This is a genomic window from Celeribacter sp. SCSIO 80788 (assembly GCF_051054295.1).
In the GTDB taxonomy this organism is placed as follows: domain Bacteria; phylum Pseudomonadota; class Alphaproteobacteria; order Rhodobacterales; family Rhodobacteraceae; genus Celeribacter.
Genome location: NZ_CP150482.1, coordinates 2,266,069 through 2,290,391 on the forward strand (window position 1 = coordinate 2,266,069; position 24,323 = coordinate 2,290,391).

At 61.2% G+C, this 24,323-nt stretch carries 24 protein-coding genes; 12 read left to right on the forward strand and 12 right to left on the reverse strand.

What is annotated here, in order from left to right; genetic code table 11:
• The first annotated feature begins 301 nt into the window (after nucleotides 1-301).
• From V1471_RS11400 to V1471_RS11410, 3 genes are all read left to right on the forward strand, one after another.
• The gene (locus tag V1471_RS11400; RefSeq protein WP_434288847.1) at nucleotides 302-1,699 is read left to right on the forward strand and encodes a coniferyl aldehyde dehydrogenase; all 1,398 of its coding nucleotides are present in this window, start codon (nucleotides 302-304) and stop codon (nucleotides 1,697-1,699) included.
• Nucleotides 1,700-1,828: 129 nt separating this feature from the next.
• Nucleotides 1,829-3,151, forward strand: coding sequence for an esterase-like activity of phytase family protein (locus V1471_RS11405; RefSeq protein ID WP_434288848.1), 1,323 nt, complete (start codon nucleotides 1,829-1,831; stop codon nucleotides 3,149-3,151).
• A 110-nt stretch (nucleotides 3,152-3,261) separates the two neighbouring features.
• Nucleotides 3,262-4,602: an anti-phage deoxyguanosine triphosphatase gene (locus V1471_RS11410; protein WP_434288849.1), complete on the forward strand. Its 1,341-nt coding sequence runs from the start codon at nucleotides 3,262-3,264 to the stop codon at nucleotides 4,600-4,602.
• On the opposite strand, the gene V1471_RS11415 is transcribed toward V1471_RS11410, so the two are convergent.
• The 3 genes from V1471_RS11415 to ychF form a co-directional block, all read right to left on the reverse strand.
• The gene (locus tag V1471_RS11415; protein WP_434288851.1) at nucleotides 4,603-5,571 is read right to left on the reverse strand and encodes a UDP-glucuronic acid decarboxylase family protein; all 969 of its coding nucleotides are present in this window, start codon (nucleotides 5,569-5,571) and stop codon (nucleotides 4,603-4,605) included.
• Nucleotides 5,572-5,604: 33 nt separating this feature from the next.
• Nucleotides 5,605-6,321 (reverse strand): glycosyl transferase family 90, encoded by a 717-nt coding sequence (locus V1471_RS11420; RefSeq protein WP_434288853.1) that lies wholly within the window; start codon nucleotides 6,319-6,321, stop codon nucleotides 5,605-5,607.
• 358 nt (nucleotides 6,322-6,679) lie between these two features.
• A complete protein-coding gene (ychF, locus tag V1471_RS11425) occupies nucleotides 6,680-7,777 on the reverse strand; it encodes a redox-regulated ATPase YchF (RefSeq protein ID WP_434288854.1) in 1,098 nt (365 codons plus the stop codon).
• Between the two features lie 127 nt (nucleotides 7,778-7,904).
• Between ychF and trpA the strand changes: the two genes are divergently transcribed.
• The 5 genes from trpA (at nucleotide 7,905) to V1471_RS11450 (ending at nucleotide 13,500) form a co-directional block, all read left to right on the forward strand.
• A complete protein-coding gene (gene trpA / locus V1471_RS11430) occupies nucleotides 7,905-8,696 on the forward strand; it encodes a tryptophan synthase subunit alpha (RefSeq protein ID WP_434288855.1) in 792 nt (263 codons plus the stop codon).
• A gap of 139 nt (nucleotides 8,697-8,835) precedes the next feature.
• The gene (locus V1471_RS11435) at nucleotides 8,836-9,945 is read left to right on the forward strand and encodes a carboxynorspermidine decarboxylase (RefSeq protein WP_434288856.1); all 1,110 of its coding nucleotides are present in this window, start codon (nucleotides 8,836-8,838) and stop codon (nucleotides 9,943-9,945) included.
• Between the two features lie 44 nt (nucleotides 9,946-9,989).
• A complete protein-coding gene (locus V1471_RS11440; RefSeq protein ID WP_434288857.1) occupies nucleotides 9,990-11,234 on the forward strand; it encodes a saccharopine dehydrogenase family protein in 1,245 nt (414 codons plus the stop codon).
• A 111-nt stretch (nucleotides 11,235-11,345) separates the two neighbouring features.
• Nucleotides 11,346-12,233 (forward strand): hypothetical protein, encoded by an 888-nt coding sequence (locus tag V1471_RS11445; RefSeq protein ID WP_434288858.1) that lies wholly within the window; start codon nucleotides 11,346-11,348, stop codon nucleotides 12,231-12,233.
• 103 nt (nucleotides 12,234-12,336) lie between these two features.
• Nucleotides 12,337-13,500, forward strand: a complete 1,164-nt coding sequence (locus tag V1471_RS11450) for an alpha-hydroxy acid oxidase (RefSeq protein WP_434288860.1) — start codon at nucleotides 12,337-12,339, stop codon at nucleotides 13,498-13,500.
• A 14-nt stretch (nucleotides 13,501-13,514) separates the two neighbouring features.
• Here V1471_RS11450 and V1471_RS11455 read toward each other — a convergent pair whose 3' ends face one another.
• Complete coding sequence (locus tag V1471_RS11455) at nucleotides 13,515-14,696, reverse strand: MFS transporter (RefSeq protein ID WP_434288861.1); 1,182 nt, start codon at nucleotides 14,694-14,696, stop codon at nucleotides 13,515-13,517.
• Between the two features lie 252 nt (nucleotides 14,697-14,948).
• Between V1471_RS11455 and V1471_RS11460 the strand changes: the two genes are divergently transcribed.
• From V1471_RS11460 to V1471_RS11475, 4 genes are all read left to right on the forward strand, one after another.
• A complete protein-coding gene (locus V1471_RS11460) occupies nucleotides 14,949-15,563 on the forward strand; it encodes a 50S ribosomal protein L25/general stress protein Ctc (protein ID WP_434288862.1) in 615 nt (204 codons plus the stop codon).
• 223 nt (nucleotides 15,564-15,786) lie between these two features.
• Nucleotides 15,787-16,467 (forward strand): aminoacyl-tRNA hydrolase, encoded by a 681-nt coding sequence (gene pth, locus V1471_RS11465; protein ID WP_434288864.1) that lies wholly within the window; start codon nucleotides 15,787-15,789, stop codon nucleotides 16,465-16,467.
• The gene (locus V1471_RS11470; protein ID WP_434288866.1) at nucleotides 16,464-17,504 is read left to right on the forward strand and encodes a DUF2332 domain-containing protein; all 1,041 of its coding nucleotides are present in this window, start codon (nucleotides 16,464-16,466) and stop codon (nucleotides 17,502-17,504) included. Before pth ends, V1471_RS11470 begins: the two co-directional genes overlap by 4 nt.
• Before the next feature lie 11 nt (nucleotides 17,505-17,515).
• Entirely contained in the window at nucleotides 17,516-17,890 is a 375-nt protein-coding gene (locus tag V1471_RS11475; protein WP_434288868.1) for a DUF2237 family protein, read from the forward strand.
• 5 nt (nucleotides 17,891-17,895) lie between these two features.
• On the opposite strand, the gene V1471_RS11480 is transcribed toward V1471_RS11475, so the two are convergent.
• The 8 genes from V1471_RS11480 to rpsA form a co-directional block, all read right to left on the reverse strand.
• The gene (locus tag V1471_RS11480; RefSeq protein WP_434288869.1) at nucleotides 17,896-18,411 is read right to left on the reverse strand and encodes a helix-turn-helix transcriptional regulator; all 516 of its coding nucleotides are present in this window, start codon (nucleotides 18,409-18,411) and stop codon (nucleotides 17,896-17,898) included.
• Nucleotides 18,412-18,423: 12 nt separating this feature from the next.
• Nucleotides 18,424-18,792 carry a hypothetical protein gene (locus tag V1471_RS11485; RefSeq protein WP_434288871.1) on the reverse strand — a complete coding sequence of 123 codons (369 nt, stop codon included), beginning with the start codon at nucleotides 18,790-18,792 and terminating at the stop codon, nucleotides 18,424-18,426.
• A gap of 89 nt (nucleotides 18,793-18,881) precedes the next feature.
• On the reverse strand, nucleotides 18,882-19,289 hold the full coding sequence (locus tag V1471_RS11490) for a hypothetical protein (RefSeq protein ID WP_434288873.1): 408 nt from the start codon (nucleotides 19,287-19,289) through the stop codon (nucleotides 18,882-18,884).
• 230 nt (nucleotides 19,290-19,519) lie between these two features.
• The gene (gene trpB, locus V1471_RS11495) at nucleotides 19,520-20,770 is read right to left on the reverse strand and encodes a tryptophan synthase subunit beta (RefSeq protein WP_434288875.1); all 1,251 of its coding nucleotides are present in this window, start codon (nucleotides 20,768-20,770) and stop codon (nucleotides 19,520-19,522) included.
• Between the two features lie 100 nt (nucleotides 20,771-20,870).
• Nucleotides 20,871-21,512: a phosphoribosylanthranilate isomerase gene (locus tag V1471_RS11500; protein WP_434288876.1), complete on the reverse strand. Its 642-nt coding sequence runs from the start codon at nucleotides 21,510-21,512 to the stop codon at nucleotides 20,871-20,873.
• 12 nt (nucleotides 21,513-21,524) lie between these two features.
• Nucleotides 21,525-21,872 carry a LapA family protein gene (locus V1471_RS11505; RefSeq protein ID WP_434288878.1) on the reverse strand — a complete coding sequence of 116 codons (348 nt, stop codon included), beginning with the start codon at nucleotides 21,870-21,872 and terminating at the stop codon, nucleotides 21,525-21,527.
• A 12-nt stretch (nucleotides 21,873-21,884) separates the two neighbouring features.
• Complete coding sequence (ihfB, locus tag V1471_RS11510; RefSeq protein WP_066706248.1) at nucleotides 21,885-22,166, reverse strand: integration host factor subunit beta; 282 nt, start codon at nucleotides 22,164-22,166, stop codon at nucleotides 21,885-21,887.
• Nucleotides 22,167-22,534: 368 nt separating this feature from the next.
• Nucleotides 22,535-24,214: a 30S ribosomal protein S1 gene (rpsA, locus tag V1471_RS11515; RefSeq protein ID WP_434288880.1), complete on the reverse strand. Its 1,680-nt coding sequence runs from the start codon at nucleotides 24,212-24,214 to the stop codon at nucleotides 22,535-22,537.
• Between the last annotated feature and the right edge of the window lie 109 nt (nucleotides 24,215-24,323).

The following is a 24,323-nucleotide window of genomic DNA, read 5'->3' on the forward strand; positions in this document are numbered from 1 at the left end:
CCGCTTTTGACGCGCCCCTGTCAGGCCGCCTTCCCCGTCAACAATCTCTTCCTGTCCCCGCTCATCTGTCATCGCTCTGAGACAATTCCCGCCTATGACCGGGGCAACGACCCGGAATCAGTCCTGTGGGAAGCTGAAAATGACCGAGATCCGACCTTTCGCCTTCGTACTCGCCTGTCTGTGGGAACCCTCCCGCAACGGCGTCCGCGCTACCTTGCGTCGCGTCCTCAAACTCTGAGGCCGACACGGCTTGCCACGCGCCCCGGTTTTCTGGCTCAATGCCGAAAAACGGGAGGCCGACATGACAACCGAACTCGAGACCCTCTTCGCACGGGCAAGCGCCGCCCAGCGCGCCGCGCCCGTGGTCTCTCTCGACACCCGTCTGGATCGGCTCGACCGGCTCGCCACCGCGCTTCTGGCCGCAGAACCCCGGCTGATCGCCGCCATGTCCGACGATTTTTCCCATCGCCCGGCGGTGGAGAGCCGTCTCTACGACATCGATCTGGTTCTGGGCGAGATTCGCCACGCCAAACGGCATCTGAAACGCTGGATGCGGGTCCGCCGCGCGCCTGTGCCGCTGATCTACAAACCCGCCCGTGCCGAGATCCGACCTCAGCCGCTGGGCGTCGTCGGCATCATCTCACCGTGGAATTTCCCGGTACAGCTTGCCCTTGCGCCCATGGTCGCGGCGCTGGCGGCGGGCAACCGAGTGATGCTCAAACCCTCCGAATTGACGCCCCGCACCTCCGATGTGCTGGCCGAGATGCTTGCGGGCGCGTTCGCCCCCGAGGAGGTCGCGACCGTCACCGGCGGACCGGAAGTGGCCAGCGCCTTTTCCGCCCTGCCCTTCGACCATCTGTTCTTCACCGGCTCGACCAATGTCGGGCGCAAGGTGGCCGAGGCCGCCGCACGTAACCTGACCCCCGTCACTCTGGAGCTGGGCGGCAAGAGCCCCGCCGTCGTCCTGCCCGGCGCCGATCTCGACCGTGCCGGGCGGCGGATTGCATGGGGCAAGGCCATGAATGCCGGTCAGGTCTGTGTCGCCCCCGATTACGTTTTGGTGCCGCGCAAAAAGATGCTGCCCATGGCCGATGCGATCATGGGGGCCTTCATGCATTTCTTCCCTGAAGGCCCGGAAAGCCCGGATCTCGCCGCCGTGGTCTCCGACCGCCACCTTACCCGTCTCGATGCCCTTCTAGGCGAGGCCGAGGCGCGCGGTGCGAAAATCCTCCGCCTCGAAGGCCCCTCCGGCAATGCCCGCAAATTCGCCCCCGCCGTGGTGCTCGATCCGCCCCCCGACATCGCATTGATGCAGGAGGAAATCTTCGGCCCGATCCTGCCGCTCATCCCCTATGACACGCCGGAGGAAGCCCTCGCCTTCGTCACCGCCCGCGACCATCCGCTCGCGCTCTATCTTTTCTCCGAGGACAAGGCGGAACAGGCGCATTGGCTCGACCACACGATCTCCGGCGGGGTGACGGTCAACGACACGACGATCCATGTCGGCTTTGGCTCCTTGCCGTTTGGCGGCGTCGGTCCCTCCGGTCAGGGGGCCTATCACGGCCGCACAGGCTTCGAGACTTTCAGCCATCTCAAACCCGTGGTGCGTCAGGCGAAATGGAACGGCATGGCCGTGGCCGAACCGCCCTTCAAAGGCTGGCGCAAACGCGCCCTCGGTCTGATGCGCAAACTGATGTGATCCTGTCACGCAAGTTTTGTACGATTTTGACCAAACGGTCGTAAATCCGTTGCGTTTCTTCGCTTCTTTGCGCGCATCGTCCGGCAGTTCGCATGGACGCCCGAGAAACGCTTCACACAGGACAGTGACATGACCAAACCCGTTTACGGTGCCGCTCTGGCTGCGCTTTTGCTTGCCGGAACCGCTCAGGCCCCCGCTCAGGCGCAAGACGCCTACCCCGCCACGCTCAAGGCCCATGCCGAGCTTTCCGCGCATAGCTTCGTCCCCGCCCCCAAAGGCGCTTCGCCCTATTACAACCTCTCCGGCCGCTTCACCAATGGCGCGCGCAACGAGACGCTCTATGGCAATCATCAGGACGCCTCCGGTCTCGCCCTGCCCTTCCCCGGTCAGCCGCTTCAGGGCTTCTCCGGCATCCGCAGCCTTGGCGATGACCGTTTCCTCGTGCTCACCGACAACGGCTTCGGCGCAAAGGCGAACTCCTCCGATGTCGTATTGATGTTCAACATCGTCAAAGTCGACTGGGAAGCCGGTCGCGTCGCCATCGAGCACACCGTACAACTGTCGGACCCGGACCACGTCGTCCCCTTCCCGATCATGAACGAAGCCACCGAGGCCCGCACCCTCACCGGCGCGGATTTCGACATCGAATCCATCCAGCCGGTGGGTGAGAATTTCTGGATCGGCGACGAATTCGGCCCGTGGGTTCTTGAGGTGAACGCAGAGGGCGAAGTGCTCCGCGTGCTGGCGACCGAGCCGGGCGGCGCGTTGATCCAATCCCCCGACAACTTCTTCGTCGCGACGCCGAACCCCGGCTCCACCCTGCCCGAGACCGTGCTGTCCTACCGCTCCGGCGGCTACGAGGGCATGGCGATCTCCGCCGACAGCAAAACCCTCTACCCGCTTCTCGAAAAGCCGGTCTTCGACCCGGAAACCGGCGGCAAGAAACATGTGAGCGGCAAGCCCGTACTTTCCATGTTCGAACTGTCGCCTGAGACCGGCGCATGGGGCGACACGGTGCGCTATTACCCGCTCGAAGATGAAAACCACGCCATTGGCGATTTCAACCTGATCGAAGGCACCCGCGGGTTGATCATCGAGCGCGACAACGGCCAAGGCGACCCGCGCGAAGGCTGGGCCGAGACCCCGGCCATGTTCAAACGCATCTACCTGATCGACCTCACCCGCATGGATGAGAACAACGTGCTGGAAAAAATCGCCTATATCGACCTGATGGACATTCAGGACCCCGAGGGCATCGCACCGCGCGGTACGATCGACGGTGTCTTCTCCTTCCCCTTCGTCACCATCGAGGACGTGGACCGTGTCGACGCGACCACCATCGTCGTCGCCAATGACAACAACTACCCGTTCTCCGTCGGTCGCCAGCAAGCCCGCGCCGATGACAACGAGATGATCCTTCTGGACGTCGCCGACTTCCTGAACGCCGAATAAAGCCTTGTCCCGGAGCGGCCTCCTGTATCTCGTCGCTCCGGGATTTCCTCATCTGGCCTTCCCTCTCCCCGGCCCCTAGACTGCGCCGACAGAGTTGGGAGATGTGAGACATGTGGCTGGATCGCAGAGAAGAATCGAAAGTGCACGCCGAAGATGCGCGCACGCCAAGTGATGTCGACTACTCCCGCGTGATCCATTCCGCCTCCTTCCGGCGGCTTCAGGGCAAGACGCAAATCCTCAATCTGGGCGATAGCGATTTTTACCGCACCCGCCTGACCCATTCTCTGGAAGTGGCGCAGATCGCGGGCGGGCTGGCGAAACAGCTCGCGCAAAGCTTTCCCGATCACCCCGCCACCGCCCACCTCCCGGATCGCGCCATGATCCACGCCATCGCCTGTTCCCACGACCTCGGCCATCCGCCTTTTGGCCATGGTGGCGAGGTGGCGCTGAATTACTGCATGCATGGCGCGGGCGGTTTCGAGGGCAATGGCCAGAGCCTGCGCATCCTGTCCCGGCTCGAAAGCTTCTCGGCAAAGAATGGCGCCAACCTGACCCGGCGCAGCCTGTTGGGCTTGTTGAAATACCCCGTCCCCTATTCACGCGCGCAAAACTCGGCGCTCCGCCCGAAACTGAGCGACAGCCCCGCGACGCTCAAACTCATCGACACCCACGCTTCGACGCCCCCGAAATGTTATCTCGACAGCGAACAGGACGTGGTCGACTGGGTGCTCGCCCCGCTCTCCGCCGACGCGCGCGCGGCGTTTTGCGAGACCGGCCCGTTGGAACCCGGCAAACATCGAAAATCCCTGCACAAATCCTTCGATTGCAGCATCATGGATCTGGCCGATGACATCGCCTACGGGGTGCATGATTTCGAGGACGCCATCGCGCTGTCGCTTTTGACGCGCACGGAGTTCGCCACCTATGTCCGCCCCGAGGACTGTGCGGATTTCCTCGACTGGCTGAAAGCCAGCCGACCGGAGGATTTCTCAGGCGATGTCTACAGCCAGATGCTCGACGGGCTGTTCGGGGATCGCAACACCCGCAAACGCTTCATCTCGCGCTTTGTGAATTATTTCATCACCGCCGTGCAATATACCGAGCTGCCGGAGTTCAACGAGCCCCTTCTGCGTTACCGCGCCAGCCTCCCCGCCGCGCGGCGTCCGGTGTTGAAGGCGCTCAAGGATCTGGTGTTCGACGTGGTGATCAAAAGCCCCAATGTGCAGCAGCTCGAATTCAAGGGCCAGCAGATGGTGGTCTCGGTTTTCGAGGCGCTCTGTTCCGACCCCGAGCGGCTTTTGCCCCGCGACCATCAGGAGCTCTATGCGACAAGCGCCGGCGATCTGCGGGTGATCTGCGACTATGTGGCAGGCATGACGGACGCGGCGCTGCTCAAGACCTATGAACGTCTCTTCGCGCCGCGCATGGGGTCGGTATTCGACCGGCTCTGATCAGGCGCTCAGCTCCGGCAGAAGCGCGCGGAAATAGGCCACCGTACGCTCCAGCCCCGCCTCGAGCGCGATCTCCGGCGTCCAGCCCAGCGTCTCGCGCGCCAGAGAAATCTCCGGCTGACGCTGTTTCGGATCGTCCTGCGGCAGATCGCGGAACACCAGTTCCGACGCCGATCCGGTCATCGCCACCACCTTCTCCGCAAGTTCCCGAATGGTGAACTCGGCAGGGTTGCCCAGGTTGATCGGACCGCTGACCTCGGGCCCGGTGTCCATCAGCCGGATGAACCCCTCGACCAAATCGTCGACATAACAGAAAGACCGGGTCTGGCTGCCATCGCCATAGAGCGTGATCGGCTCCCCGATCAGCGCCTGCACGATGAAATTCGACACCACGCGCCCGTCGGCATGATGCATCCGCGGCCCGTAGGTGTTGAAAATCCGCGCCACCTTGATCTCAAGCCCGTGCTGACGGTGATAGTCGAAAAACAGCGTCTCCGCACAGCGCTTGCCCTCGTCGTAACAGGAGCGCGGCCCGATCGGATTGACATTGCCCCAATAGCCTTCCGGCTGCGGATGCACCGCCGGATCGCCGTAGACCTCACTGGTCGAGGCCTGAAAGATCTTGCATTTCAGCCGCTTGGCCAGCCCCAACATGTTGATCGCACCATGCACCGAGGTCTTGGTCGTCTGCACCGGGTCATGTTGGTAATGCACCGGGGACGCGGGACAGGCGAGGTTGTAGATCTCGTCCACCTCGACATAGAGCGGGAAGGTCACGTCATGGCGCATGAATTCGAAACGCGGATGGCCATGCAGATGGTCGATATTGCGTTTCGTCCCGGTGAACAGGTTGTCGGCACAGATCACATCATGCCCCTGCTCCAACAGCCGGTCCATCAGATGCGAGCCGATGAACCCCGCTCCACCGGTCACAAGAATGCGTTTTCGACTGTCGTAAAGGCGTGCCATATCAAAATCTTTCCAAAAGGTTGTAAGCCCGGATCAGTCCCGGTTCCGTTCAATGATCTCCGTCGCCCGCCGGGTCTCGCTCTCGAAGGTGAGCGCACGGGCAAAGGCCTGACCGTGTTCGGCGATTTCACGCGCCTCGCGGTCATGGCTGCGCACCCAGTCGACCTTCTCGGCAAGATCGGACAGGTCCGCCTGCACCGGCACGTAATGTTCGAACGGGACAAGCGCGTCGTAATACCACTGCCGAAACCCGAACTGGCTGTCGACCTTGAGCACGCAACAGCCAAGTTTGAGCCTCTGCATGAAATTGCACCAGGCATTGGAGAACCCGTCAATGTCGAGCGCGTATTTGTCCCCGGCCCAGTCCTGCCAGTTCCGCCGCGGCCCCATGAGACCCGCCGCTGCGCATTGCGCTTCCTGCTTGTGGGTCGACCCCGGCACGAAGCGGGCATCCACCCCGTCGATTTCACGCGCGGTCATGGCAAACCGCAGGCGCTGCATCACCCAAGGCTTGTCCATATGGTCGGGGTCCAGCGAAAACAGCCCGACGCTGTTGTTCTGCCCGCGCCAGTAGATCGTCTCACCGCGCGCGCCCCAATCGGGGGCCTCTTGGGCCAGACGATCCGTCTCCGCATAGCCCCGATCCCGGAAGAAATGCTGATCCGGCAAAAGCACCTTGTCGCGAAAGCAGCTTGAATAGGTAAACCGCGCCTGACCAACCGCCTCGCCATCCGAAAGGTCGCAGGACATGTGCGAGACCGATGGATCGGATTGTGAGAACCAGTAAAGATAAGCTGGGGAAATGTGACCGATCTGGTGTCTGTACTTGGAAACATTCTCAGGATTGTAGAGATAGCGTATTCCATCCCCCTCGCGAACAAGGTGGATTTCCCAATCGCTTTTCACCTCTTCAGAGGCGGAAAAAGCGAGACGGGGAAACGCGACCCCGACCCGCTCAAAATACCCCCGTATCGACTGTTCGGCTTCCTGCCCGACAGCGACCAGCATGCGCTGGTGTCTCGCCGCTCTCCGGCGCACCCGGTAGGCCTGATACCATTCCGTGTTCTTCATCGCTCGCAACATGATGCGCAGCCTCCGCCGACCGCAATCAGGTGTTGAACAGGAAGTGCATCACATCGCCGTCCTGCACGATGTAGCTCTTGCCTTCCGCGCGCATCTTGCCCGCGTCTTTCGCCCCCGTCTCGCCCTTGCAGGCGACGTAATCGTCAAAGGCGATGGTTTCGGCCCGGATGAACCCGCGCTCGAAATCGCCATGGATCACGCCAGCCGCCTGCGGCGCGGCGGTGCCTTTGCGGATCGTCCAGGCGCGCGCCTCTTTCGGGCCGACCGTGAAATAGGTCTCAAGATGCAAAAGATCGTAGCCCGCACGAATGAGACGGTCGAGACCGGCCTCGTGCAGCCCCAACTCCTCAAGGAACATCTCCGCCTCTTCCGCATCGAGCTGGGAAATCTCTTCCTCGATCTTGGCGGAGATCACAACCGTACCCGCGCCCTGCTCTTCGGCCATTTTCGCGACCGCATCCGAGAAGGCGTTGCCCTTGGCGGCGTTCTCTTCCTCGACGTTACAGACATAAAGGATCGGCTTTTGCGTCAGAAGTTGCAGCATATTCCACTGCTTGCGCTCTTCTTCGGTGATCTCGACACTGCGCGCCGGTTTGTCGGCCTCCAAAGCCGCCTGCGCCCGCGCCAAAAGATCGTCCTGAAGTTTCGCTTCCTTGTCGTTGCCCTTGAGCTTGCGCACAAGGTTGGCGCGGCGTTTGGCAATGCTTTCGAGATCGGCCAGCATCAGCTCCATCTCGATCACCTGCGCATCGTCGACCGGGTCCACACGGCCCTCGACGTGGGTCACGTCCCCGTCCTCGAAACAGCGCACCACATGGGCAATCGCATCGCATTCACGGATGTTCGCCAGAAACTGGTTGCCCAGCCCCTCACCCTTGGACGCGCCTTTCACAAGCCCTGCGATGTCCACGAAAGACATGCGCGTCGGGATGATCTGTTTCGAGCCTGCGATTTCCGCCAGCTTGTCGAGACGCGGGTCCGGCACCGCCACATCGCCCACGTTGGGTTCGATGGTGCAGAACGGAAAGTTCGCCGCCTGCGCCGCGGCGGTTTTGGTCAGCGCATTGAAAAGCGTCGATTTGCCCACGTTCGGCAGTCCGACGATGCCCATCTTGAAGCCCATTGCGGCCTCCTTTGTCCGAAATTCCAAGGCTGTCTAAGGTGCAACGGGGTCTCGCGCAAGCCTTCCCCATTGCACTTACGGCAAAGATCGGCCAAACCCGTTGCGCAAACAGCCAGGGAGCCGCCCCATGACCCGCATCGACGCCAAATTCGCCGAGTTGAACGCCGCAGGCAAGAAAGCCTTCGTTGCCTATGTCATGGCGGGCGATCCCGATGAGGCCAAGTCGCTCGAAATCGTCAAGGCCCTGCCTGCTGCCGGGGTCGACATCATCGAACTGGGCCTGCCCTTCACCGACCCGATGGCCGACGGCCCGACCATCCAACTCGCCGGTCAGCGCGCGCTCGATCAGGGCATGACGCTCAACAAAACCCTCGCCATGGCCGCAGACTTCCGCAAAACCGACGACACCACGCCGATCGTGCTGATGGGCTATTACAACCCGATCTATTCGCACGGCGTCGATCAGTTTTTGGTGGATGCGGTCAATGCCGGGATCGACGGGCTGATCGTCGTGGACCTGCCGCCCGAAGAGGACGACGAGCTTTGCATTCCGGCACAAAAGGCGGGCCTGAACTTCATCCGTCTGGCAACCCCCACGACCGATGACAAACGCCTGCCCACCGTGCTGCAAAACACCTCCGGTTTCGTCTATTACGTCTCCGTGACCGGCACCACCGGCGCCGCCGCCGCCTCCGGTGCCGATGTCGCGCCCGAAGTGGCCCGGATCAAAGCCAAGACCGACCTGCCGGTGATCGTGGGCTTCGGTGTCCGTACCCCGGAGAAAGCCCAAGAGATCGCCGCGGTCGCGGACGGCACCGTCGTCGGCTCCGCCATCGTGAACGAGATCGCACAGGGCAAATCCGTCGCAGAGGTCGCCGCCTATGTGAAATCTCTGGCGGACGGCGCGCACCGCGCCTGATCCTGTTCCGGCCCCGTTCTGTATATACAAAAAGCACGGGCGACCGTGCTTTTTTCTTGCCCCTCGCCCTGAATCGCCCTAAGTGCAGCCCCCTAAAGCCGTTCCTTTTTGACCTTTGGGGGCCCGTTGGGGGAATGAGATGATCCAGACGCCTTACTACCTGATCGACAAGGCCCGCCTGCTTCCGAACATGGAGAAAATCGCCCGGCTGAGCGAGGCCTCCGGCGCGAAGGCCTTGCTTGCGCTCAAATGCTTCTCCACATGGCCCGTGTTCGATGTCATGCGCGACTATATGGACGGCACCACCTCGTCCTCGCTCTATGAGCTGCGCCTTGGGGCCGAGAAATTCGGCAAAGAAACCCACGCCTATTCCGTCGGCTGGGCCGATCATGAGATCGACGAGGCGGTGAGCTACGCCGACAAGATCATCTTCAACTCGCTGGGCCAACTCGACCGTTTCGGCGACAAGGCCAAGGGCATCGCCACCGGCCTGCGCCTCAACCCGCGGTTTTCGACCTCCGGCTTCGACCTCGCCGATCCTGCGCGGCCGTTTTCGCGGCTGGGCGAATGGGACATGGCCCGGCTTGAAATGGCCGAAGATCGCATCAACGGCGTGATGATCCATTACAACTGTGAAAACAGCGACTTCGCCCTGTTCTCTGAACAACTCACCCGCATCGAACGCGATTTCGGCACCTTCCTGAAACGGCTCGACTGGGTCTCTCTCGGTGGCGGCATTCACTTCACCGGCGACGATTACCCGCTCGACAAGCTGGCGGATCGGCTCAAATCCTTCTCCGACGCGATGGGCGTTCAGGTCTATCTCGAACCCGGCGAGGCCTCGATCACCAAATCGACCACGCTGGAGGTTTCCGTTCTCGACATCATCGACACTAAAAGTGAAGATCGGGGCAAAAAAGTCGCCATCGTCGACAGCTCCATCGAAGCCCATATGCTCGACCTGCTGATCTATCGCGAAACCGCCAAGCTGCCGCAAAATGGCACACATGACTATCAGATCGCGGGCAAGACCTGCCTCGCGGGCGACATCTTTGGCGATGCCAAATTCGACAAACCGCTGGAAATCGGCGACCGCATCTCCATCGACGATGCCGCCGGTTACACAATGGTTAAAAAGAACTGGTTTAACGGGGTCAAGATGCCGGGGATCGCGGTGCGCGAACTCGACGGCTCCGTCAAACTGGTGCGTGACTTCGGTTACGAGGATTTCGTCGCGGCGCTTGGCTAAGCCCGCTCCATTCACCACCCGAAACGATAAGGGGGTCTCTACAGTTGAAACAGAACGTACTCATCATCGGCGCCGGCGGCGTCGCTCAGGTCGTCGCGCATAAATGCGCCCAAAACAACGATGTGCTCGGCGAAATTCATATCGCCAGCCGGACGCTTTCGAAATGCGAAGCGATCCTTGAGTCGGTCAAAGACAAGGCCGCGATGAAACAGGAGGGCGTTCTTGAGGCCCATCAGGTCGACGCGATGGACAGCAAAGCCGTCGCCGCCCTGATCGAGAAAACCGGTGCAGAGATCGTGATCAACGTCGGTTCGGCCTTCGTCAACATGACCGTTCTGGACGCCTGTATCGAAACCGGGGCCGCCTATATCGACACGGCGATTCACGAAGACCCGACCAAGATCTGCGAGACCCCGCCGTGGTACGGCAATTACGAGTGGAAGAAACGCGATCTCTGCGCTCAAAAAGGCGTCACCGCCATCCTTGGCGCGGGCTTCGATCCGGGCGTGGTGAACGCCTATGCCCGTTTCGCCATCGACATGATGGACGAGGTCAAATCCATCGACATCGTCGACATCAACGCCGGTTCCCACGGCAAATATTTCGCCACAAATTTCGACCCGGAGATCAACTTCCGCGAATTCACCGGCGTGGTCTACTACTGGGAAGACCAGCAGTGGAAAGAGAAAAAGATGTTCGAGTCCGGCCGCGACTGGGACCTGCCCGTCGTGGGCACCTGCCGCGCCTATCAGTCCGGTCACGACGAGGTGCACAGCCTTGCCACCAACTACCCTGAGGCCGATGTGCGCTTCTGGATGGGCTTTGGCGAGCATTACATCAACGTCTTTACCGTGCTGCAAAACCTCGGCCTTTTGTCCGAACAGCCGGTGAAAACCGCCGAAGGCCAAGAGGTTATCCCCCTCAAAGTGGTCAAAGCCGTGCTGCCCGATCCGTCGTCTCTGGCCCCCGACTACGAGGGCAAAACCTGCATCGGCGATCTGGTGAAAGGCGTGAAAGACGGCAAACCCTTCGAGGTTTTCGTCTACAACGTGGCGGATCACAAAGAGGCCTATGAAGAGGTCGGCTCCCAAGGCATTTCCTACACCGCAGGCGTGCCGCCCGTCGCCGCCGCCATGCTGATCGCCTCGGGCGAATGGGATGCCAAAACCATGAAAAACGTCGAGGAACTGGACCCGAAACCCTTCTTCTCCATCCTCGACAAAATCGGTCTGCCGACCCGCGTTCAGATCGGCGGGCTTGGCGGCGAAGACAAGGCCTGGGACGCCTGACCCCGCATCGAACTCCCGAAAAGGCCCGCAATTCGCGGGCTTTTTCATGGGATTTAAGCGAATGGAAAGGCGAATCGGTCAGCCTGCCTCTGTCTGACCTCAGAGGCCCTCATGCGCGCATTCTATTCCTTCCTCCTTTTTCTCTTTCTGAGCCTGTCGCTGGCGACGGACGGCGCGAAAGCCGACACCATCACCGGATATGATCGCCAGATTCAACTGATCGGCCGCCAAAGCAGCCTCGGCCATCGCCTCGTGCGCAGTCTCTGTTTCGCCCAGTCCGGGATCGACACCGCCCGCAATCTCCGCGTGATGGAGGAAAGCCGGGCAGAGATTCAAACCGCGCTGCACACCCTTCTCGAGGGCGATCCCACCCGCGGCATCGCCGCCATCGAGAATAGCAATATCCGCACCCAGATCGGCTCTCTCGAAAGGGTCTGGAGCGCGCTCGACACAAAAACCACGGCCTTTCTCGACGGCGCTGAAATGAGCGACGAAGAGGTGCTCAAGCTGACCTTCAAGGCGGACTCTCTCGAAAAACTCTGGCGCAATGTCAGCCAGTCGCTCGAAACCATGACCTCCGTCGACAGCACGCCCGAAAACCTCGCCCGCGCCCGCGTCATCGTCACCGCAACCGATCAGAACCGTCTGCTGCAACAGGCGGGCAAGGACGCCTGCCTGATCCATCTCTCCGGAGGCCCCGCTCAGGCCGAGGGGCCCGTGCAAGACCTCACCGCGGCGCTGGCGACCTTCAATCGCAACATTTTCGATCTGACCTTCGTGCGCCCCGCCGCCCTCGATGCGCCGCCGCAACCCGAAGTGATGGAACAGGCCGCCTTCGACACCTGGCAGATCTGGGTCGGGCTCGAATCCCTGTTTCAGGGCGTGGCGCAGCCCGGTGAGGCGGAGAGCCTCGACATGCTGCTGCCGGAGATCTCCTTTTCCGTCGAATATCTCGATCAGGAGTTGCAGGACACGCTCGAGGTGTTCCTGAGCCTGTAAACCCGCCCCCTTGCGCCGGATTGCACCTTGGCTCCGCCCGGAATATGTGCGAATTGGTTCGACAAGCAAACCAATTCTCCACAATGACCTCGGGAGAGCACTCATGCCCGTCATCACCAATATCGACGACCTGAAACGGCTGCACAAAAGGCGCACGCCGAAGATGTTCTATGACTATTGCGAAAGCGGCTCCTGGACCGAGCAGACCTTTCGCGAGAACACCTCCGATTTCGACAAGATCCGCCTGCGCCAACGCGTCGCCGTCGATATGGAGGGCCGCTCCACCGCCACCAAAATGATCGGTCAGGACGTCGCGATGCCCGTGGCGCTCGCCCCCGTCGGCCTCACCGGCATGCAGCGCGCCGATGGCGAGATCAAGGCGGCGAAGGCGGCAGAGAAATTCGGCGTGCCCTTCACGCTCTCGACCATGTCGATCTGTTCCATCGAAGATGTCGCCGCCCACACCACGAAACCCTTCTGGTTCCAACTCTATGTGATGCGCGATCAGGACTTCCTGAAAAACATCATCCAGCGCGCCAAGGACGCCGGCGTCTCCGCCCTCGTGCTCACGCTTGATCTCCAGATCCTCGGCCAGCGCCACAAAGACCTGAAAAACGGTCTCTCCGCCCCGCCGAAACTGACCCCCGCCGTGCTCGCCGATCTGGCGACGAAATGGGGCTGGGGGCTTGAGATGCTTCAGACCAAACGCCGCGGTTTCGGCAATATCATCGGCCACGCCAAGAACGTCGACGATCCCTCCTCCCTGTTCAAATGGACCGCCGAGCAATTCGATCCGCGTCTCGACTGGGGCAAGATCGAAGCGATCAAGGACATGTGGGGCGGGCCTCTGATCCTGAAAGGCGTGATGGAGCCCGAAGATGCCGTGATGGCCGCGAAAACCGGTTGCGACGCCATCGTCGTGTCGAACCACGGCGGACGGCAATTGGACGGCGCGCTCTCCTCGATCCGCGCCCTGCCGCCGATCCTCGATGCGGTGGGCGATCGGGTCGAAGTCCATCTCGACAGCGGCATTCGCTCCGGTCAGGACGTGCTCAAGGCCATGGCGATGGGCGCGAAAGGCACCTATATCGGCCGCGCTTTCATCCACGGCCTCGGCGCCATGGGCGAAGAGGGCGTGACCAAGGCGCTCGAAGTGATCCACAAGGAAATGGACATCTCCATGGCGCTCTGCGGCCGCAAACATATCGAGGATGTGAACCGCGACATCCTGCGCGTGCCGGAAGATTTCGCCGGTCGCTGGGCCTGACTCCAAAGGCGCCCTCAGGGCGCCTTTGACACCAACCGCCCGGTGCGGGACATCCGCTCGAATTGCATCACCGCAGGGGCGACCAGAGCCAGCAACAGCGCAAGCGCCAAAAACGCCCCGCGCAACCCGACATGTTCCGCCAGAAATCCCATGGCGGAGGGGCCGACGAAAAACCCGACGAACCCGACCATCCACGCCCGCGACAGCGCCAGATTACGCTGACGCCGGTGCACCCGCTTGCCCAGAAGGGAGGTCGCCGTCGGCACGATCACCGCAAGCCCCGCCGCCGCGATGCCGATGCCCAGAAGCGCCACACTCAACACCTGCGCCGTGGCCAAAAGGAACACCCCGGTCATCGCCAGAAGCCCGGACCACATGAGCACCCGCGCCTCGCCAAAGCGCTGCGTGGTGACATAGCCCAGAAGCCGGAATATCCCCATCACGAGCCCCAGCATGGCCGGACCGAATGCCCCATGCCCCGCCGCCACACCGAGATCGCGTTCGAGGAAAATCGACGACCATGTGTCGACCGCATTCTCCCCCACGAAAGAGGCAAAAAGCATCACAGCGATCAAAATGATCGCCCGCCACGGCAAACCGCCCGTGACCGGCGCCTCGTCCGGATCGTCCGGTATCTCGTCCCAGCCGCGTTCTATGGTCAGCACCGAAAGCCCCGCGACCACCAGCCCCATGAGCGGAAAGATCACCTCCATCGCCACGCCATGCGCCCGCAGCGTGCCGGTCACAAAGGCCGACAGCCCGAAAGCCAGCGAAAACGCCCCGTGGTTGAGGTTCATAAGATGCAGCCCCGATGTCCCCTCGAGCGAGGAAATCCGCAGGTTGGCGTTGATGTCGAAACTGCCGATGGACATGCCCATGGCGATCATCACCGCGAACAGCATCACGGAGGTCTGCGCCACCGCCGGCAATTGCAGCGCCAGCACCGAAAACACCCCCAGCACCGGCAAGACCCGGTGCCCCAGAAGGGCGAACAGCCGGGGCGCCGCGAAGATCGCCAGCATCCCCCCCGCCGCCGAGCCGAGAAGCGCCAGACCGAACAATGCATCCGACGCGCCGGTTTGTGCCTTAATCACCGGGACCATGGCGGAAAAACAGCCCCAACTTGTCCCGGTGGCAGCAAGCGCCACCAAAGGGGCTCGCGAAACGGCGACGGCGCGAAAGAGAGACTGTGCCATGGCGCCTCCTGAAGTGTGTTTTACATATTTTGCGGATGGCGCTCGGCAGAATGGAATGAAACCTCAAAGCGCTTTGACACCAGTTAGAACAGGTACGCCCCCACCGGCAACAGATATTTGCGCAGGGCCGTTGCGCGGAAGTTGCGCAGAAACGGAAAACCCCTTTCCATTTCGCCGATTCCCGTGTAAGGCCACGGCTTCACGCGGGACTACAGCCTTGGAGGAGTTCCGCCACAACCTAGGAGAATTAAAATGGCTGGTGAGATTCCTGATCTTATTGCCGTGGAACGCGCGGGGACGGGCAAGGGCGCCGCTCGCAAAGCTCGTCGTGAGGGCTACGTTCCGGGGATCGTGTATGGCGACGACAAAGAGCCGCTTCCGATCAACATCAAGTTCAACGAACTGCTGAAACGCCTGAAACAGGGCCGTTTCCTGTCCACACTCTTCAACCTCAAAGTTGAAGGTCAGGACGACGTTCGTGTGATCTGCCGTGGCGTTCAGCGCGATGTCGTGAAAGACCTTCCGACCCACGTCGATTTCATGCGCCTGCACCGCAACTCCCGCATCAACCTCTTCATCCCCGTGGTGGTGGTTGGTGAAGAAGCTGCTCCGGGCATCAAACGCGGCGGTGTCGTGACCCACGTCCGTTCCGACGTTGAGCTGATCGTGACCGCGTCCGACATTCCGGACCACATCACGCTAGACATCACCGGCGGTAAAATCGGCGATGTGTACCACATCTCCGACGTCACCCTGCCGGAAGGCGTCAAGCCGGTCATCGAGCGTGACTTCGTGATCGCCAACATCGCGGCTCCGGCCGGTCTCGGCGCCGGTGCCGACGACGAAGAAGAAGCCGCAGCGGAATAATCCGTCGCAGGTCTTCGGACAGATTTGAAACGCGGGTTCCTCGGGGCCCGCGTTTTTCTTTGCGCAAACCGGCCGGACAGTTACCGCAGGGGTCCGACAAAAGTCCGACACAAAGCCGACGCAAGTCCGACAGCGGAAAATCCCGTTCTGACGGCAAGAGATTGCATGCCCCCGCCCCCGCCCATATGGTGCCGGTAACATGTTACAAGAGGGGAGAGGGGCCATGCGTCTCTTCGTCGGCCTCGGCAATCCGGGCGCGAAATATGCGGGCAACCGCCACAACATCGGCTTCATGGTCTTGGACCGGATCGCTTCCGATCACGGGTTCTCGCCCTGGCGCGCAAAGTTCCAAGGCCTGACCTGTGAGGGCCGTCTCGGCCGCGACAAGGTCGTGTTGCTGAAGCCCGAAACCTTCATGAACCTCTCCGGTCAATCGGTCGGCGAAGCGATGCGGTTTTACAAGCTCACCCCTGCCGATGTCATTGTTTTTCATGATGAACTGGACCTCGCCCCCGGCAAGGTCCGGACCAAGACCGGCGGCGGCCACGCGGGTCACAACGGGCTGCGGTCGATCCATCAGCACATCGGCCCGGACTATGACCGCGTGCGTCTCGGCATCGGTCATCCCGGTCACAAGGACCGGGTCGCGCCCTATGTGCTCTCCGATTTCGCCAAGGCGGATCTGGACTGGCTCGACGATGTGATCCGGGGCTGTTCCGATGGGGCAGCGGCCCTCGCGGATGGCGAAACCGCAAAGTTTTCCAACGCCGTGGCGCTGCGCACCGCGCCGCCCCGCAGCTCGACCGGGACAAAACCGCCGAAAGCCAAGGACACCCCCCAAACCGAACCCGCCGCCGAGGACACTCGCTCCCCGCTCGAAAAACTTAAGGATAAGTTTCAATGACTTGGCAAAGGGCATTTGCGGCGCAAGCCCAGTCCTGCCGCGACCTCGGATCACCTTTCACCGCCACATTGCTCGACAGTTTTGTCAGCGTGGGCCTGCCCGACGGCCCCATCGGAGCCCGCATCGCCGCATGGCCCGGCGATATTTCCAGCAACGGCGCCTCCGTGCCACTCCGCCTTGCCGGGGCGCTCCATGGGCTGGTTCTCGAAGGTCGCGACACGGATTTAGCGGCGTTTTATCCGCCGCATCCCTTGGCCGAACCCGCCGAACTCCATCAAGCCGCATCTGCCGCCATTTCCCGTCACGAGGCCTATATCGACCAGCGCCTCAACGACGCGCCCCAGACCAACGAAGTGGCCCGCGCCAGCGCCCTGATCCTTGCCGCCGATGCTTTGGCCGCCCAGACTGGTCTGCCGATTGTGCTCTCGGAACTGGGCGCAAGTGCCGGGCTGAATCTCAATTTCGACCGCTTCCGGCTCGTCACCCCTGCGGGCGATTTCGGCCCGTCCGACAGCCCCGTAATCCTGACACCGGAGTGGCGCAGCCCCGCGCCCGCGCCGCATGGCTTCACCGTCGCCGAACGTCAGGGCGTAGATCTCAGCCCCCGCGATCCCGTGGCGGAGCGCATCCGGCTATTGTCGTTCATCTGGCCCGATCAGACCGCGCGGTTTCACCGGATCGAAGCCGCCCTCGATATCGCCGCAGCCTCCCCGCCCAAAGTCGCCAAGGCCGATGCCATCGACTGGCTCGAAACCCGACTGTCCAAACCCCATCCGGGGCAATTGCACCTCGTTTACCACACGGTTGCATGGCAATATTTCCCGGCAAAGGTTCAGGCCCGGGGCGAAGCGCTTTTGGCCGAGGCCGGAGAGCGCGCAACGACAGACGCCCCAATGGCTCGCCTATCGATGGAAGCCGACGGGCATCCCCCCGGTGCGAAGCTGACGCTCACGCTCTGGCCCGACGGGACGACACATGAGCTTGGACGGTTTGATTTTCACGGGCGATGGATCGACTGGTCCCCGCCCCGGTTCTGACGGAGGACAGCATGGAAAAATCCCCTTCTCTCAATGTTTTGGGTGGGGTACTCAGCCCCTGCTCCCACGATCCTCTGACCGGATATTTTCGCGACGGGGCCTGCAACACCTGCGCCGAGGATCACGGCAGCCACACGGTCTGCGCGATGATGACGGCGGAGTTTCTCGCCTATTCGAAATATGTCGGCAACGATCTTTCGACACCCCGACCCGAGTATGGCTTTGCCGGGCTGAAACCCGGTGACAGATGGTGCCTCTGCGCCAGCCGGTTTCTTCAGGCCCATGACGAAGGTTGTGCGCCGAAGGTCTCGCTCCTCTCAACCCATCTGCGCGCCCTCGACATCGTACCGCTTGCGGTGCTCGAACTGCACGCGCACGATCTCTAGGCCTCTCAGGCCACCTGTTCCACCGTCTTCTCTGTCAGAAAGCGATCTTCCATCAGGTCGTCAAGGAACAGGCTCAGAAGCTGTGACGCACCATTGACGCCCGCCTTGCGATAGACCGCATTGGTTTGCGCCTTGACCGTGCCTTCGGAGGTTTCGCGCAGCCGGGCGATCTCCGCTATGGGAAAGCCTTTGATCAGGAAAAGGGCCACCTCGCGCTCCGCGGGCGTCAGGCCCCAATCGGAAAAGCGTTCTTCCAGCACATCGGCAAAGGCCAATGCGGCGCGGCGCAATTTGCCTTCGGCCAGATTGCGTCGCACCATGGAACGTCGAAGCGCCAGCCCGCCCATGATCACGCCCAGGATCAATCCCAGAGCCGCGCCCAGTTCGATGACCTCACGGATTTGCCAGGAGATGGGACGCGCGCGCAGGCCGAGGACGGAAGCGACAATATCGAACACGAAAAACACGGCACAGAGGCTCTGCACCACGAGGATGATGGCGAGAAGGGCACTGTCTTTCACCGGAACCTGCCTTCAATCATCGTCATCGTCGTCATCATCGTCGCCGTCGTCATCGTCGCCGTCGTCGTCGTCGCCGTCATCACCAGTGCGCGTTCCTCTGCGATCACGCTCGTCGTCGTCGTCATCGTCGTCATCGATTTCCCAATAGTCACGAAGGATTTCCCCCGTCGCAGGACTGACGATAATCTCGCGACGCATCGTGCCGTTTTCAGCCACGATCCGGGTCCGTCCCAAAAGGGTTCGCTCCATGGTGATCTTCGTGTAGCCCTGTGCCTTGATCTGGGCGACGACCTGATCGATCACGCTCCCGCTCTGCGCCAGAGCGGGCGTGACGGCCAGAAAACTCGTGGCAAGACCGGTGATGAAAAGCCTGCGGTGCATGATGTCCTTTCCCGTCCTCTCCCCTGCTTACCATAGGGACGGCCTGCCCCACCATGGGACAGGCCTTTTGTTGTCATACCTGCGACCGATCAATCATCGTCATCGTCGTCATCACGGTCATCGTCCCGATCGTCGTCCCGATCGTCATCGCGGTCATCGTCATAGCGGTCATCATCCTCACGGTCGTCATCGTTTTCGACCTCGACGCCATCGACCATTTCACCGCGATCATCATCCCTGATCTCGTCGCGCCATTCCGCATCGCTCAGAACCTTCTCTCGCTGCACCACGACCTCCCCACTGGCATTGTCGATCCGCAGATCGACCTCCTTGCCATCGATATAGACCTCGACCTCGGTATAGCGGTAACCGCGGTCGATCTCGATCCGGGTCGCGCCCGGGTACATCGCGACGATCTCTTCCGTGGTGGGTTGCGCCACGGCGACCGTCGCCCCAAGCGCGGTGACGAGTGCTGAAACCATGAAAACCTTATGCATCGGAGTGTCCTTTCCTGTGCTCTTTAACAAATTCGATAGATCGGGCCATCTTGGCCACGGCCTCAGATTTGTGTGGAATGCAGCAGGTCGACCATTGGCATGAGGTTTAGCCGGGTTTACGCGCCAGTCTCTAAACCTTTGGTATTTGACCATAAACTCAGGTTTAAAGCGCCCAAATAAAGGAAAAGCCGCCCCAAAGGACGGCTTTTCTCAAAACTCTGCGGGTTTCTTTACTCCGCGTCGCGACCCTCATCACCTGCAAGATCCGCGCCGAGGTGACGCGCCACGGTAAAGATATCCTTGTCGCCCCGCCCCGAAAGGTTCACGACGATGATGTGATCCTTCGGCAAATCGCCCGCGATCTTCATCACATGCGCCACCGCATGGCTCGATTCGAGTGCCGGAATGATGCCTTCGGTCCGGCAACAGAACTGAAACGCCTCAAGCGCCTCCTTGTCGGTGATCGAGACATATTGCGCCCGGCCCGTATCGTGCAGCCACGAGTGCTCCGGCCCGATCCCCGGATAGTCGAGACCCGCCGAGATCGAATGCCCCTCAAGGATCTGCCCGTCTTCGTCCTGCAAAAGATAGGTGCGGTTGCCGTGCAAAACGCCCGGACGCCCGCCCGTCAGAGAGGCGCAATGCTCCATCCGGTCGTCGACGCCATGGCCCCCGGCCTCAACGCCAATGATGCCCACGCTTTCGTCATCAAGAAACGGGTGAAACAGGCCCATCGCATTCGAGCCGCCGCCCACAGCCGCCACAAGCGTATCGGGCAAACGCCCCTCGCCTTCCTGCTCGGCCAGTTGCCAACGCGTCTCCTGCCCGATGATGGCCTGAAAATCGCGGACCATCGCCGGGTAGGGGTGCGGCCCCGCCACCGTGCCGATGCAATAGAAGGTATCGCGCACATTGGTCACCCAGTCACGCAGCGCATCGTTCATCGCATCCTTGAGCGTCCCGCGCCCGGATTTCACCGGGATGACCTTTGCCCCCAGAAGGTGCATGCGGAACACGTTCGGCTTTTGCCGCTCAACGTCGGTCGCGCCCATGTAGACGATGCACTCCAGCCCGAATTTGGCACAAACCGTCGCCGTCGCAACCCCGTGCTGCCCCGCACCGGTTTCGGCAATAATACGCGTCTTGCCCATGCGGCGCGCGAGCAGGATCTGCCCCAGCACGTTGTTGATCTTATGCGCACCCGTGTGGTTGAGCTCTTCGCGCTTGAGGTAGATCTTCGCGCCGCCCAGCTCCTCGGTCATCTTCTCCGCGTAATAGAGCGGGCTCGGACGCCCCACGTAATGCTTCCAGAGATCGCGCATCTCGTCCCAGAATTCGGGATCGTCCTTGGCCCTGTTATACTCTTCTTCAAGAGCGAGGATCAGCGGCATCAGCGTCTCGGAGACGAAGCGCCCGCCGTAAATGCCAAAGCGCCCCTTTTCGTCCGGGCCACTCATGAAGCTGTTGAAAAGATCGTTCATCGCGATGCTCCCTTGCGGATCGCCCATGGATGTAGCGCAGGGGCCGCGCACGGTAAAGCGCGCCCGTTTCCTTTGCTGTCGAAATACTCGAAAAAGCCCGTCAGGCGGCGCGGATCGCCTCGATAAAGGCGCGGATCTTGCCTGCGTCCTTCACCCCCGGCGCGCTTTCCACGCCCGAGGAAACGTCCACCTGCTTCGCACCGGTCATCTGGATGGCCAGGACCACGTTCTCCGGCGTCAGACCGCCCGCCAGCATCCAGGGCCGGTTCCAGCCGCGCTTGGAAATCAGCCGCCAGTCGAACGCGAGACCGTTGCCCCCCGGCAGATCGGCCCCTTTCGGCGCCTTCGCATCGACCAGCAACTGATCGCAGACCATGCCATAGGCGTCGAGCGCCTGCACATCCGCAGGCTCCGCAACCCCCACAGCCTTCATCACCGGAAGCCCATAGCGTGCACGGATTTCCGTCACCCGCTCCGGGCTTTCCTTGCCATGAAGCTGCAACATGTCGAGCGGCACCTCGCCGGTGATCCGGTCAAGCTCCTCATCCGTCGCATTCACCACAAGCGCCACCTTGGCCACGCCCACCGGCACCTCAAACGCCAGAGCGCGCGCGGCCGGAATCTCCAGATGCCGCGGCGATTTCGGGAAAAAGACAAAGCCCAGATAATGCGCCCCGGCCTCGACAGCCGTCGCCACCGCCTCGGGCGTTTTCAGCCCGCAGATCTTCACGCGTGTATCCATGAGATTGACCGCTCAGCGTTCCAGAAGGGCAAGCACCTCGTCGCCCTCCTTCTTCGCCTTGTCCACCTTCAGCTTGTCGACCTCGCGGGCAAGCTGTTCCTTCTCGCGCTTATGCGTCACGGCGGCGGAGCGGTGTTTGTACTCGCGCATCCATTCCCAGACAAACCCGATCAGCAGCCCCCCGATGATCGCGCCAAAAATGACCACGAACAGCGGTAGCTGGACGGACAGGGATATGCCGGAAAGCGTCGCCAGTTCACCCGGCAACAAATACAGCGTTACGACATCCCGGTTGGCCAGAGCCATGGTGACAAGCACCACGGCAAGTGCTCCGAGGAAAGCATAACGGATATAGCGCATTTGAAGTCGACCTTATTCTTCGTTCAGACGGTCGCGCAGCAGCTTGCCGGTCTTGAAGAAGGGCACGTGTTTTTCCTCAACGGGAACACTGTCGCCGGTGCGCGGGTTACGCCCCATTCTGGCATCCCGCTTCTTGACAGAAAAGGCCCCAAATCCGCGCAGCTCCACCCGGTCGCCGCGCGCCATGGCTTCGATAATTTCTTCGAAGATCGTGTTCACGATCCGCTCGACATCGCGTTGGTACAAATGCGGATTTTCGTCTGCGATCTTCTGGATCAGCTCGGACCGGATCATGAAGTCTCCCCCTGGATGGCGCGTTTCTTGTGACGTTTTCGTATCGCATTCGGTCCTTGGCCAAGGCGCACTGCGTCCCGGCATGACCATAAAGAGACTATAGGACGGGATATGTATTCGGGGAAGCGTCTGTTCCGCTCTCACAGGCTGTTTTTTGCCGGTAATGTGCTGAGATTTGGCCAAAAAATCCCTCAGAGGGTCGCATTTTGCACAACCCGGAACCGGGATGTTAGCGCTGCAATGCGGCATTCCCCAAAGCGATTCGAATCGTGCCACTGCCAAGGCCTGCCGAAAAGGACAGGTTGCAGTGCAGATAAAAGAAAAAGGCCCCCGAAGGGGCCTTTCCAAAATCGGGTCGCAGGCTGCGATTACTCGTCGCCGCCCTTGAGCGCTGCGCCGAGAATGTCGCCCAGCGATGCACCGGAGTCGGAGGAACCGTACTGTTCGACGGCTTCTTTCTCTTCGGCGATTTCGCGGGCTTTGATCGAGAGACCCAGACGACGGGTTTTCTGATCCACGTTGGTCACGCGCACATCGATGTGATCGCCGACCTGGAAGCGCTCGGGGCGCTGCTCGGCACGGTCACGGGACAGGTCGGAGCGGCGGATGAAGGATTTCGCGCCTTCATATTCCACTTCGATGCCACCGTCTTCGATCGCAGTCACGGTCACGGTGATGATGGAGCCGCGTTTCACGCCTTCAACCGCACCGGAGAAGCTGTCGTCGAGAGCTTTGATCGAGAGGGAGATACGCTCTTTCTCGACGTCGACCTCGGTGACAACCGCTTTGACCATGTCGCCCTTGCGGAAGTTCTGGATGGCATCCTCGCCACGCTCTTCCCAGGACAGGTCGGACAGGTGAACCATGCCGTCGATGTCGCCCGGCAGACCGACGAACAGACCGAATTCGGTGATGTTCTTGACTTCGCCTTCGACAACGGTGCCTTCCGGATGGGTCTCGGCAAAGAGTTCCCACGGGTTGCGCATCGTCTGCTTGAGGCCGAGGGACACACGACGTTTCGAGCTGTCGATCTCGAGCACCATGACTTCCACTTCCTGCGAGGTGGAAACGATTTTGCCCGGGTGGACGTTTTTCTTGGTCCAGGACATTTCGGAAACGTGAACCAGACCTTCGACGCCCGGCTCGAGTTCCACGAATGCGCCGTAGTCGGTGATGTTGGTCACGCGACCGGTGTGCACGGATTCGAGCGGGTATTTGCTTTCCACGGAATCCCACGGATCGGCCTGAAGCTGCTTCATGCCAAGCGAGATGCGGTGGGTGTCTTTGTTGATCTTGATCACCTGAACCTTGATCGTCTCACCGATGGTGAGGATCTCGGACGGGTGGTTCACGCGACGCCATGCCATGTCGGTGACGTGCAGCAGACCATCGACACCGCCGAGGTCAACGAACGCACCGTATTCGGTGATGTTTTTGACCACGCCGTCAACGGTCTGACCTTCGGTGAGGTTGCCGATGACTTCAGCGCGCTGTTCCGCACGGGACTCTTCGAGGATCGCACGACGCGACACAACGATGTTGCCACGACGACGGTCCATCTTGAGGATCTGGAACGGCTGCTTGAGACCCATGAGCGGGCCAGCGTCGCGCACCGGACGGACGTCGACTTGGCTGCCCGGAAGGAAGGCCACTGCGCCGCCGAGATCGACGGTGAAACCGCCTTTGACGCGACCAAAGATGGCGCCTTCGACGCGCTCTTCGGAGGCGTAGGCTTTTTCGAGACGATCCCAGGCTTCTTCGCGACGGGCTTTGTCGCGGGAGATGACGGCTTCGCCACGGGCGTTTTCAACGCGGTCGAGGAACACTTCGACTTCGTCGCCAACGGCCACGTTCGGTGCTTCGCCCGGGTTGGAGAATTCTTTCAGATCAACGCGGCCTTCCATTTTGTAGCCGACGTCGATGATGGCTTGACCGGCCTCGATGGCGATCACTTTGCCTTTGACAACCGAACCTTCGTCCGGGGTGTCGATCTCGAAGCTTTCATTCAGGAGGGCTTCGAAATCCTCCATAGATACGTTCTGAGCCATGTGGTCTCAATTTCCTTTTCAAACGTGTTTGCGGGCCATGCGGTTGTCTCCGCCGGTCTTGGTTTCGTTTCATCTCGGGACCAACGCTCAGAAGACAGTGCGGAAAACA